12 protein-coding genes and 2 pseudogenes are annotated in these 12,619 nt (G+C 38.1%); 5 read left to right on the top strand and 9 right to left on the bottom strand.

Annotation, left to right across the window (positions count from 1 at the left end; translation table 11 throughout):
- Positions 1-563 (bottom strand): annotated as a pseudogene (locus tag F952_RS17150) (hypothetical protein); the annotation flags it as partial.
- An 830-nt stretch (positions 564-1,393) separates the two neighbouring features.
- On the opposite strand from F952_RS17150, the gene F952_RS07235 reads away from it, so the two are divergent.
- The 5 genes from F952_RS07235 (at position 1,394) to F952_RS07255 (ending at position 4,410) form a co-directional block, all read left to right on the top strand.
- Positions 1,394-1,963, top strand: coding sequence for a helix-turn-helix domain-containing protein (locus F952_RS07235; protein WP_004924972.1), 570 nt, complete (start codon positions 1,394-1,396; stop codon positions 1,961-1,963).
- Positions 1,964-2,020: 57 nt separating this feature from the next.
- Positions 2,021-2,569, top strand: coding sequence for a GNAT family N-acetyltransferase (locus F952_RS07240; protein WP_004924975.1), 549 nt, complete (start codon positions 2,021-2,023; stop codon positions 2,567-2,569).
- A gap of 92 nt (positions 2,570-2,661) precedes the next feature.
- Positions 2,662-3,231 carry a nuclear transport factor 2 family protein gene (locus tag F952_RS07245; protein WP_026056869.1) on the top strand — a complete coding sequence of 190 codons (570 nt, stop codon included), beginning with the start codon at positions 2,662-2,664 and terminating at the stop codon, positions 3,229-3,231.
- Positions 3,204-3,704: a chalcone isomerase family protein gene (locus tag F952_RS07250; RefSeq protein ID WP_004924980.1), complete on the top strand. Its 501-nt coding sequence runs from the start codon at positions 3,204-3,206 to the stop codon at positions 3,702-3,704. Before F952_RS07245 ends, F952_RS07250 begins: the two co-directional genes overlap by 28 nt.
- 19 nt (positions 3,705-3,723) lie before the next feature.
- The gene (locus tag F952_RS07255; RefSeq protein WP_004924983.1) at positions 3,724-4,410 is read left to right on the top strand and encodes a response regulator transcription factor; all 687 of its coding nucleotides are present in this window, start codon (positions 3,724-3,726) and stop codon (positions 4,408-4,410) included.
- Between the two features lie 13 nt (positions 4,411-4,423).
- Here F952_RS07255 and F952_RS07260 read toward each other — a convergent pair whose 3' ends face one another.
- The 8 genes and pseudogenes from F952_RS07260 to F952_RS07295 all read right to left on the bottom strand — a co-directional run bounded on the left by F952_RS07260 (position 4,424) and on the right by F952_RS07295 (position 12,612).
- A complete protein-coding gene (locus F952_RS07260; RefSeq protein WP_004924986.1) occupies positions 4,424-5,752 on the bottom strand; it encodes a sensor histidine kinase in 1,329 nt (442 codons plus the stop codon).
- A 42-nt stretch (positions 5,753-5,794) separates the two neighbouring features.
- Positions 5,795-6,850 (bottom strand): SAM-dependent methyltransferase, encoded by a 1,056-nt coding sequence (locus F952_RS07265; protein ID WP_004924989.1) that lies wholly within the window; start codon positions 6,848-6,850, stop codon positions 5,795-5,797.
- 13 nt (positions 6,851-6,863) lie between these two features.
- Positions 6,864-7,643, bottom strand: a complete 780-nt coding sequence (locus F952_RS07270) for a DUF1295 domain-containing protein (RefSeq protein ID WP_004924992.1) — start codon at positions 7,641-7,643, stop codon at positions 6,864-6,866.
- A 33-nt stretch (positions 7,644-7,676) separates the two neighbouring features.
- Complete coding sequence (locus F952_RS07275) at positions 7,677-8,876, bottom strand: SAM-dependent methyltransferase (protein WP_004924994.1); 1,200 nt, start codon at positions 8,874-8,876, stop codon at positions 7,677-7,679.
- A 3-nt stretch (positions 8,877-8,879) separates the two neighbouring features.
- Positions 8,880-9,665, bottom strand: a complete 786-nt coding sequence (locus F952_RS07280; RefSeq protein ID WP_004924995.1) for a DUF1365 domain-containing protein — start codon at positions 9,663-9,665, stop codon at positions 8,880-8,882.
- Positions 9,666-9,680: 15 nt separating this feature from the next.
- Positions 9,681-10,940, bottom strand: coding sequence for an NAD(P)/FAD-dependent oxidoreductase (locus F952_RS07285; RefSeq protein ID WP_004924998.1), 1,260 nt, complete (start codon positions 10,938-10,940; stop codon positions 9,681-9,683).
- Positions 10,941-10,979: 39 nt separating this feature from the next.
- A pseudogene (locus F952_RS07290) lies at positions 10,980-11,926 on the bottom strand (acyl-CoA desaturase).
- 125 nt (positions 11,927-12,051) lie between these two features.
- Positions 12,052-12,612: a lipocalin family protein gene (locus F952_RS07295; RefSeq protein ID WP_004925004.1), complete on the bottom strand. Its 561-nt coding sequence runs from the start codon at positions 12,610-12,612 to the stop codon at positions 12,052-12,054.
- Between the last annotated feature and the right edge of the window lie 7 nt (positions 12,613-12,619).

Genomic DNA, 12,619 nt, shown 5'->3' on the forward strand with positions numbered 1-12,619 from the left:
AAGTCAACATCATCTTTGGTGGCAACGTTATACACGGTTTGACCATTGGCGCCTGTCGTTGAGGTCACTGTAACATTTTTGCCTTCGGTTACTTCAGTTTGAGTATTTTTGATTTCTTTCGCTAAAGTATCTGCAACCGCATATAGCTGACTACCATTGACAGCATCTGTCGATGTTGAACTCACTTCACCTGCTGCGACATTTTTGATCTGACGTTCATTTCCAACACTACCCACTGAAACCTGATCACCTGAATCAATATTGCTATTTCCTGCAAACTGACTTGCCGAAATTGTAATATCGTTACCATTTCCATCTTTAATAGTAACATCACTAGCAGCTGTAGCATTAGTTGCAGTGTTACTACCTGCACCCAATGCCACTGCGCCAGTTTGACTCGCTAATGCAGAATCACCAATCGCGACTGCATTATCTATACCTTTAGTATTTGTTGCACCGTTTCCTAAAGCTAAGTTATCCGCAAAAGTTACAGAAGATAGCGTAGCTGCTAAAATATAAACCCCCAAAGTGGTTTTTTTAAAAGTCGTGTCAATTTTTTTCATACGTACAATCAGCCTTGAATTTTAAAAATAAAGTAATAGAGAGTGTTTTAAATTTATAAATTCACTCAATGCATCCCCAAAAACAATTCTATTTTTTATCGTTATTATAAGTTAATTGCATATTTTAATTTTATTAACACAATATTAAATTCAATATAAAAATCACTTCATAATATTTATATGTTTTTAACATAAAAAACATATAAATATTTTTAACAAAATAATTTGAGAGATAAAAAACAAATATTTAAAGAAAAAATCAATGGCATAAAAAAATAATTTTAATATATATCAAAAACTTATATGATAATTTTACACTAAAAACAACTGAAAGCAAAATACATTAAACAAATATTTATTAATTTTATCAGCAACTTAAAATTTACTCACTGTATATTTCATGTGAATTATTATTAAAAAGAAATTTTTACCAAAAAAAACACAAGAAATATCCTAAAAAAACATAAGCATTACACATTTTAATAAAAAATTAGTCATCATGATTATTTTAAAATAATTAAAGCAAACCATATCACAACAACAGAAAAATTATTTATTTATTTTATAAAAAATCATTCAATTTTTTATAAAATAAATGTGAAAAATAACATGAAAAAATAAAAAAGTAAAAATAAAAACGATACAGTATGTTTATAATTTTTAATGATTATTTTAAATAATGACTAGAAAATATAATTTTAATTCTATTAAAATACTTTTTTATAAAAAATTTTTAATAGAATATTCATATGAAGAATTAAAATTTCAAAAAAATTCCAATATAGAAGAAAAAATTATAGTATAATAGAAAAAACTTTCTCTTATAGCTGATGGATATAAATCAACACCTCTCACAGCGTATTAAACAGCTTCGCTTGGAGCGAGGCTATACGCTAGATGAACTCGCAAATCGTAGTCATGTAAGTCGCGCGATGATTTCAATGATTGAGCGTGCAACAACCAACCCGACAGCCGTAGTTTTAGAAAAACTTGCTGTAGCATTAGATATCACACTTGTAAGCTTATTTAATATTCAAACAAGTGATTTAAAAACCCAACCATATACTCGCTATTCTGAACAGCCTGTGTGGACAGATCCCGAATCAGGTTATACCAGACGTGTTATATCGCCTTTAGGCGTTGAATCACCCATTCAACTTATTGAAGTCGATTTTCCAGCATTCGCTAAAGTCACCTTTGAAACTCCAATTCGACATTCTGTGCAAAAGCAACAAATCTGGATCATTAGTGGTTGTATGACGATTTTAGTCGCTGGATGTACCTTTCATTTAAGTACAGGTGATTGTTTGGCTATGGATTTAGAAGGTCCAATTATATTTAGTAATCCTCACCCGACCAGCACGCGCTACATTCTAGCCATTGCAAATCCCTCTGCTTAAATGATGTAGCTGAAAATTACGTTTAATCGCATTTATTTTAATTAGGACTTTTCTGGCATGTTTTCTCCATCCACTACAACCTTATTTCGTTTTGTTGAATGTACAGAAGATCAACATGCGTTAGAAATCTTAGAGATTTTAAATGATGCCATTATCAACTCAACTGCCTTGTATGACTATAAACCACGTAGTAAAGAAAGCATGGCAGCATGGTTTGCCACTAAAAGACAAAATAACTTTCCTATTATTGGTGCAGTAAATGAAGTTGGTCAACTTCTTGGCTTCGCAAGTTGGGGATCATTTAGAGCATTTCCAGCGTATAAATACACCGTTGAACATAGTGTCTACATACACAAAGATTATCGTGGATTAGGGTTGAGTAAACACTTGATGAATGAACTGATCAAACGAGCTGTAGAAAGCGAGGTTCATGTGATGGTTGGCTGTATCGATGCCACGAATGTTGCAAGTATTCAATTGCATCAGAAACTGGGATTCATACACTCTGGTACAATTCAACAAGCTGGATTTAAATTTGGGCGTTGGTTAGATGCAGCATTTTATCAACTTACGCTAGACACACCATTACACCCTCAAGACGATTAATAATCATACTTGAAAGCGAATTTCACACTGAGTTCACACCCTTTAATTTAAATTATGACGGATAAAAGATAAATCAAAGGGTAACATCCATGATGAAAACCATTACCACATTAGCTTTATCAACAATAACAATATTCAGTCTGACCGCATGTAAAAGCATGCCAAGTTATTCTGCCGATTATGCAAAAGCACGTCAGCAAACCAAAGGCATAGTGCTAGATACGCAACAAGCCTCAGATATTGGTTCGCGTTTTGTTGCAGCTTTTAATACCTTAGGTACACCCGCTTTTGTCAGTAATGCTGCCCACCTATATGCAGATCAACTTTATATTAATGATACTTTGTCACAGTTTTCAAACAAGCAAGAATTGATCAAGCACTTTGAAGGCATGAATAAACGGGTCAGTAATGTTAATGTTAAATTGCTTAGTGCAACTTACCATGACGATTCTGCTTACATTCACTGGCATATGGCTTATGACTTTAAAATGTTTGGCAGCACCAAAACCATGGATTCTTACGGAATCAGCGAAATCAAAGTTAACTCTCAACGACAAATTATCTTCCAGCAAGACTTTTGGGATCCAGCAAATGGATTGTACCGTTCACTGCCAGTATTTGGAGGAGCATATAAATGGGTATTACCATTCAAAAAGTCTTGATCACGGCTACGGCTAGTCTGTTATTGCTATCTAGCCACTCCGCCTTGGCAAATCCACTTAAACAGTGTAGTACGGCACCTTTGATCGTGACGCTCAAGAATGTTGGGAAAGTGACTTATTTTGCTGAGGACTGCGAGAAATCCTGGGAAAATCAGGACATCCGTCTTGATTTTCATTATACCCACGATATTCCAGAATGGGCCTTTAAAAAAGCTGCAACTTATTATTTGAAAAAGAATATTGCCGATTTTAATAATCAATCAGCACTTAACCAAGTCACGGCATTGTACAAACCCGTAAAATCTGGTGATACCTATAGCCTCTCATATCACCAAGATAATCAAAAACTTGATTTAATCCTGAATCAGAAGTTGCTGGGTTCTATTCGTGACGCTCATGCAAATCATTACTTTAAAATCTGGTTTGGCAGTACTCCATTTAATGTTAAGTTAAAACAACAACTACTAAACTGATGAGATAAAAGATTAAGTTATGGGTCAGCATTTTATTCTTATTGTCGAAGATCATTTCGAACTAGCTGCAACGGTATGTGAATTTCTGGAAACACATGGTTATGTCGTTGATCATGCGCGCAATTTAGATGCAGCCCGCACGCGATTAAAATCACAGCCTTATCATTTATTACTTTTAGACATCAATTTACCTGATGGTTCAGGATATAGTCTATGTGACTGGTTACGTGTCGAGCAAGGACTGGATTTGCCTGTATTGATGCTGACAGCCCGAGATACTGTCGGTGATAAACTTAAAGGTTTCTCAGCAGGTGCTGACGATTACTTGGTCAAACCTTTTGATTTTAATGAACTGGTTGCCCGTATTCGTGCGCTCATCAAACGCGCTTCAGGTGAAGTGTCTAACACTCAGCTCAAGATTCACGATCTTGTATTAGATACCTCGACTCAAACTTTAACCCGAATGGGGCAAACTATCGAACTGCCCCCGATACAATTTAAATTATTGAAAATCCTGATGCGCCATTCGCCCAAAGTTATTACCAAACAGGAACTTATTATGGAACTTTGGGGCGAAGAAGAGCCAGAAAGTGATGCCTTACGTAGTCATATCTATAATTTACGTAAAATGATCGATAAACCGTTTCAACAAAAATTGCTGCATACGGTCTCTGGTGTAGGTTTAAAAATTGCGTTGGACTCTTGAGCTTATACAATATTTAGCAGAGATAGACCACCACGATCAATCCTGTGGTATGTGCAAGATTTAATTCCGAATGCGTAGATAAATAATATTCACGATCAAACAGCTCAACCCGCCAATTGAGTTGTTTGCATAGCTTTTGTACGAGCTGTAGTCCAATGCCATGACCTTTTACATTCACATCAAGCTGAGACTCATTCAATGCCTTCACTTTAACATCTTCTGGTAAATTCAGACCGATTCCATCGTCGGCAATCAAAATACTGTTTTTTTGAAGAACAATATCAATGCTCTTTCCTTGAGAGTAATTGAGAGCATTTCGAAGAATATTACCAAACACCATTTGAGTCATGGACGGATATAACCAACGAGGCTGTTCTTCCACATCATGCTGAATCTGGGTATCAATTCCTTTAGCTTGACTAATGGGCTCAAGATCTATTATCAGGTCATGAATAATTTTTGATAGCAAATATTGCTCGGCATTCAGATTCTCCACAGTATTTCGAGCAATCGCCAGTAAGGTATCGACTAAGAGCTGCATATCCTCAATGGTATTATGAATTCGGGTAAGAGCTTTATCATGTCCATAACGTGTCTGGCATAACTGTACATTCCCTTTCAAAATAGTGAGTGGCGTTCTAAGTTCATGACTCACATCTCCTGTAAATTCGCGTTCACGGCGAATAAACTGGCTAAGTACCTGATGATATTTTTCCAGTGCTGCTTTAAGGTATTCAGCCTCCATATTGCCATTGGTGCTGATATCAGAAAATAGAGAATCCTGTTTATCTTGATGTGTCCAGTCAATTTGCTCTAAGGTATTAGCCAAACGGGTGATCGGTGAAAAATAGCGTTTTGCACGACGGTTTGACCACCATAAAAAGCTATACAAGACAAATAAACTAAACATGAGCGGCGCAAGGCCAAATAACCACACCAGTTTGTTGACATTACTTTCGCCAAATACGAGCAACACATGTTGACCACTTTTTTCACCATATACGGTCATGCGCTCTTTACCATCAATAAAAATACGATGAACACCTGTTTTCAAATGCATATCTTGAAACCGTAAAGGTGTTTGCGCGCCATTCCATCGATAGCCATAAAGATTTTTAGTATCGGGTAAATCTGCTTTTGGATTACGCTCTATGCGTAACCAATAATGCTCCATTTCCTGCTCAAGCGCTGTCTTGAGTAAAGACCCCTTAATTACCCACGCACTACACGCCAATCCCACCACAATCGATAAGGCAATTAAAGCAATTTGCAGCCAATAGTAACGATTAAAGATTTCCGCTACACGGTGGCCTGAAGAATCATTGCGGTGGGGTTTCAACATATCGTAATCAATACTTCCTTACTGTTTCAGTTAAATTTTAATTTAACTTATAATCACTTTCTTTTTAAACAAGAAGTGACCAATGACCCATTCCTGTCCTTGTTCCAAACCAAACAGTTCTGCACAGGCCATGAAAAAAATACGCCAGCGTTGCCACCAAGCATCAGCGTCTTTTGCATAAATTTTTTCAAACAATGGCTTGAGCTGGGCTTCATGCGTATCCATGTTATTTAACCATGCATTGGCCGTTTTTTCATAATGTTCTCCAGACCATTGCCATTGTTGGGTCAATTCTAAATGCTGTTGAAAATGTAAAAATGTAGACACTGCTGGCATTAATCCGCCTGTAAAGAAATATTTTGACATCCAATCATATTCGTTCTTAATTTCAAAAGGATAATGCAAAAATCTGTGGCAAAAAATATGACACCATAATAAACCTTCTGGCTTCAGCCAGTTTTGTATTTTTTCAAATAAGCGCTGATAGTTCCGTACATGCTCAAACATTTCGACCGATACCACCCGATCAAAATGACCATTTTGTAATTCAAGAACGTTGACATCGCAAGTGACAATCTCGATATTACTTAGCCCACGTTGTTGCGCTTGTTCGAGAATGTGCTGACGCTGGGTAGCAGAATTGGAAACACCGGTAATGTGAGATTGCGGATAATGCTCTGCCATCCATAAGGTAAATGACCCCCAACCACACCCTAACTCTAAAACCTTCTGACCATTTTGAAGCTTGGCACGTTCACTATAAAGCTGTAATGAAAATTCTTCTGCCTCATCTAGTGTGGTTTTGGCGTGAGGAAAATAGCACGCACTATATTTTAGACGCTTGCCGAGTACAGTCTGAAAAAATTCGGTAGGTAACTCATAATGCTGTTCATTGGCTTTGTCTGTTTCAATGGCAATTTCACTATTTTTAAGCATGGTGAGCACATCCATATAGCGCTGTGCCGCTTGCTCTGGGTCGTAACGACCTTCCTGAATTAAACGTTTTTTACTCAATGCTCGAATTGCGGTACGAATTGCCTGATCAGGCACCAAACCACTTTCGACCAGCTTGAGCGACTGCTGAATAATAAATTCCATAATGTATGCCTGCCTATTGTTTTGGTTTTCGTGGAATAAACATTGATGTTCTTTGCTGATAATCACGATAATTTTGTCCGCGATTTTTTAGCGCTTGTTGTTCACTAAATGGAATGCCTGTCACGTAATATAAAAATAACCACATCAGTGCTGGATAAATCCAGAGTACATATTGCTCTGCTGCCAGACCAAGAACAGGATAGGCAAACCAGTGCAGCCATTCAAAAAAATAATTAGGATGTCGGGAATATCGCCATAAACCCTGATCCATAGTTTTGCCATGATTATGTTTATCTTGTTTAAAGCGATAAAGTTGCTGATCGGCAACAACCTCTCCACAAAATGCGATCAACATGATTGCGCCTGCAATCAGCATTAACGCACCTGTCCAATTTGACCATTGCGATTCATTGGCGTTCAGTAATAGCCACATTGGAAGAAAAAACAACCATGCTAGTCCTGCCTGAAAGATAAAAAACAGTAAAAAACCAATATGCTGAAATTTCCCCATGGCTTGTCGCATATTGGCATAACGTCGGTCTTCTTCGGTCTCACCAAGATAGCGCCTCAATAAATGCCAACTCAAACGCAAGAACCACGCGCCACTGAATACACCAATAAAGATTCGGATAGAAACAGGTGCGGATTCAATCAGCCATGCACTTAACACGACATTTACAGCAATACAAAACGCCCATGTAACATCCACAATACCCACACGGCGATTAAAGGTGGCGATGAGCCAACTGATCAACATCATAGCTAAATTCAGGATGACCAAATTCCATAACATCGCCTCTCTCCTTTATCCTATCTTTTATGATGATCAATAGGCACTTGCTTCAAACAGCATGTGGACATCACTAATCACACCTTCTTTAAAGCCACCCTCGCAGTAACACAGATAAAAGTCCCACATACGGATAAAGTTTTCATCAAAACCCAGTGCAAGCACTTGATCTTTCTGAGCAAGAAACCGTTCTCGCCAATGATGTAAGGTTTTGGCGTAACTTAGTCCAATATCATCCAGTTGCTTGAGACGTAATTTTTGCTCTGATGCCCGTTGAGTCAGTACACTAATTGAGGGAATAAAACTTCCTGGAAAAATATAGCGTTTGATAAAGTCTACTGTGTTAAGTGCTTTTTGATAGCGCGCATCTTCAATGGTAATGGCTTGTATTAATGCCAAACCGTGTGGCTTTAATAAATTTCGGCATTGATTAAAATAAGTCGGCAGATACTGCTCACCAACAGCCTCAATCATTTCGATGGAAACCAGTTTGTCAAATTTTCCTTCAAGTAATCGATAATCTTTTAATTGAACATTTACTCGATGACTTAAACCTGCTGCGTTCACTCTGGCTACTGCTTCATCGTATTGAGCCTGTGAAATGGTAATCGTGGTCACCTGACAACCATAATTTTGTGCAGCGTAAATTGCAAATCCGCCCCACCCACTTCCAATTTCCACCAAATGATCCAGTGGTTTTAATTGTAATTTTTGACAAATACGTTCTTTTTTTAGATCTGATGCTGCTTCCAACGACATGCTGTCATTTTCAAATATCGCACTGGAATACATCATTGATTCATCCAGAAACAACTTAAAAAAGTCATTACTGAGGTCATAGTGATCGGCAATGTTTTTTTGACTACCACTCAGCGAATTTTGACGAGATTTATACCAGACTTTTAAGACCGCCTGACTGGCTTGCGCCACCACATTCTGGTTGAGTTTATCCATGACGTCACGATTACGTGACAAGATTTGAATCAACTCAACCAGTTGTTCGGTGGTCCAGTCACCACGGATATAACCTTCCGCGGCACCCAATACACCGTTTTTAAAGATAAGTTGCATTAGCGCAGGATTATGTACATCAATAATTGCATGTAAATCGGAAGCTTCACCAACCGTACCCTGCCATGCACCGCGAAACGTAATCTGGCCATGCTGAATTTTTAACAGGCTTCTTAACCAAAGTGGTAATGCATCTTGCTCACCGTAAAGAAATGTTTTAATCATCGCTTATGCATCCTTATTTTTCTTGGGGTGACGATAGAATGGAATCTTTTTTTGCCAAAGCCGAAAAGCCTGCACATAAATAGAAAACAGCATCTTTATAGGCTCCATACTATATTGAAAAGCATAGCGATACTGCTGTGAAGGAAACGTGATGGGTTCAAGGTGAAAACGCATTGTGGCATCAAACATCAATGCGTGTTGCTGATAAAGCTGCATGTGAATTATATTTTGGGACTCTGAAAAGCTAAATTTCCAACAATAACCAAGCTGCATTGGCATAAATGGAGACACATGAAACGCTTTATCAAAATCAAACTCAAAACTTTGATAATCTCCAATGATTTGTAATGCCTCACGACAATCATGTACATACACCGTACGTTCATTCCAAGGCGTATTGGTAATCTCACTCAAAATAAATTGAAGTTTGCCATGTTCATCCAATACAAAATAAAACACCACAGAATTGAAGCGAAATCCTAAGCAGCGTGGTAAAGCCATAACTCGAATTTGCCAATGCGAGGCAATAAACGTATTCGCATGCTGCAAGACAGCTTTTTTGACTTTTTCCCGAATACTTCCGCTATACATCCTCAAAAAATCAGATGCTGTAATCTTTAAAAGATTCCAGCGAGAGGTCGACCAGAATAAACAGGATTTTGATTTTTTTTCAATCTGGTCTGGATCAAACCATAGATAAGTGAGTTTGGCCTCAAAGTGATGTGCCTTAGGCAAAAAACGCCGATGTCGGATTTGGGCTGGGGCAAAAGCAAGTGGAGTCAATAACATCATTGCCTCCGGATACTAATCAGTATATTGCTGTAAATGCTGAACGACACGCTCCGAACTACGCGCGCCATCTTCATGGAACCCCCAGCCCCAGTAAGCACCACAAAATGAGCTGCGCTGTAATCCATTAATTTCTTGCCAGCGTGACTGTGATTGTATGGCCATTGAATCAAATACAGGATGTCGATAATGCCGCTCAACTAATATACGTTTTGGGTCAATTGGCATATTGGGATTAAGTGTTGAAAATATCTGGGTTTTACAAGATAAATTCTGCAAAGTGTTCATCCAGTAAGTAAACCCATAATGAGCCTGATGCTGTATCTGCCGATCTCGCGTTACATGAACATGCCAGCTCGCCCACTGAGAACGGGATTTAGGCATAATCGACTGATCTGTATGAACCACCATTCGATTATTTTGATAACCAAACTTCTCAAGAATGTCCTGCTCCAGCGTTGTGGGGTCTTTTAATATCGACAAAGTGTCATCTGCATGAGTCGCAAAAATTACCCAATCAAATGATTGCTGCTGCTGATCAGTTTCAATCAGCACATGATCATCAAATCTTTGTACACCTTTTACCTGCGCATTTTGCCATTTTATCGAGGGACATTGTGCTTGAATTGCACTGATATAACTGGCGGAACCATGTTTCACTGTTTGCCATTGTGGACGATCTTTGAGCTGCAACATACGATGATGCTGAAAAAAGCGAATTACAAACTTATATGGAATTTGCCCGACTTGCTCGACTGGGCTAGACCAAAGTGCCCCACACATTGGATACAAATGTTCACGACGAAATGCCTGAGAATAATCATTTTTGTTTAAATAATCTTCAATGGTCATATCAGAATCAAGCTTGTCTACATCAATGGTTTTATTATTTTCATAAAATCGTAGTAAATCTTTGATCATGATGCGAAATGTTTGATTTATAAAATTCTGAGGTCGGGTGAGCAAAGACCATTTTTTTGAAGGATTGTATTGCAGACCCGTAATTTGATTATTAACCGAAAAACTCATATCACTATGTTGCGAAGAAACGCCTAGTTGTGCCAGCATCTTGCTAAATAGTGGATAATTATATTGATTAAATACAATGAACCCGCTATCGACGGCCACATGTTTGCCATCAATGAACAAATCGTGCGTATCTGTATGCCCGCCGAAATAGTGATTCTTCTCGAAAATCGTCACCTGATGATGTTTCGAGAGCTTCCACGCAGCGTACATACCAGAAATACCAGAGCCCACAATGGCAATCTTCATTAAGTTTCCTCGCCTTAAATATTGGTAATATTAATTTTTTTATCTTTTAATGAATTTGATTTTTTTGAACTGGTATAAATTCGCTCTGGAACTGGTTTGATTGCCCACACCAACCCACACCACGACATAATTTTGAGCAAATAATAAGTCACATCAATCTGCCACCAGAAAAATCCTTGTCGGGTACTGCCTGCGTAGAAATGATGATTATTATGCCAGCCCTCACCTAAGGTAATAATCGATAAGAAAAAGTTATTGCGACTTTGATCATCTGTTTCAAAATCTTTTGAACCATAACGATGCGCCAGTGAATTTATACACAATGTAGCGTGAGTTAATAAAACGGTTGACACTACAAAACCCCACACCAGAAGTTGCAATCCATTGGTTTTAAGTTGTGGTGCATAAATCGCTAAAACCTCGCCCAAAGCATAGATAGCAAAAGCCGTTGCTAAAACCACAGGCAAGCTAAAACGGTCTAACCATATCAGTTCTGGGTATTTGAGCCAGTCTTTAATAATTGACTTTCGAATCGCAAAATTTTCTTCATTCAAAAACCATCCGACGTGACTATACCAAAACCCTTTGGTAGATGAATGCGGATCCTGATCTGTATCAGTAAATCGATGATGATAACGATGATGCGCAGCCCACCATAATGGTCCTCTTTGAGCACTCATTGTACCAATCAGAATAAATAAGAACTGAACTGGACGCGAAGTTTGAAAAGTTTTGTGGGAAAGATAACGATGAAAAAAAGCAGTAATTGCAAACATGCGAATGACATAAAAACCCAACATGAAGAAGATCGCAAACCAGGAAAATCCGATCCAGAACACAGCTAGACAGGCAATATGCAACACAATAAATGGGATAATACGCAGCCACTGTATCCGTTGAGGTTGTGAAGAATACACTTGCGTCGATACTTGCGTATGGTTTAAATTTGACCAGCTATCGATCCATCGTAGAAAAAATTTAGGCATTGATTTTCTCGGTCTGCTGCATTTCTTTTATTATGATTTTAAGATATGCGATATGAATTTTATGTGAAGCATAACATATGCCCCAGTTGAACCGAAAAATCAAATCGGTTCAACTCGATTTATACTTATTTGTGCTGCGGTGTCTGTACCAGTTTAGATACGTCATACCCATAATCGCGCGCAGTTTGTACATATGATTGATAAGTCGATGCATCTATATGAGGATCTCGCGATAATATCCATAGATATTTGTGCGATGGCCCACCAACCAGTGCAACACGATAATCTGGATCTATTCGCAATACCCAGTAATCACCTTTTGTAAATGGGATCCATCTTAGACCTGCCGGTAAGAAACTCACTTTTAGCTGACTATTTCCTGCATTTTGAGAATAAGCCACCCCTTGCGAGCTGATCATTTTACCTGTTTTGGTACGGCAGCTATTCAGTACTGCAATTGTTTTATCCGAATTCACTGCATAATTTGCGGTCGTATCACTCACGCATTTACGCTGAAAATACATCGGGAAGTGTGCAATTTCGTACCATTGACCTGCATACTTGTTTACGTCAATCTGTTCAACTGCTTTTGGCATGGGACTTTCGGCTTGTAAAGCAAAAGAACTGAATAAGCTCGCACAGGCAATCAAACTAGAAAAAATAATAGAATGATCAGTAGCTTTCATAGAGAAC

This window comes from Acinetobacter baylyi DSM 14961 = CIP 107474, assembly GCF_000368685.1.
Classification (GTDB): Bacteria; Pseudomonadota; Gammaproteobacteria; order Pseudomonadales; family Moraxellaceae; genus Acinetobacter; species Acinetobacter baylyi.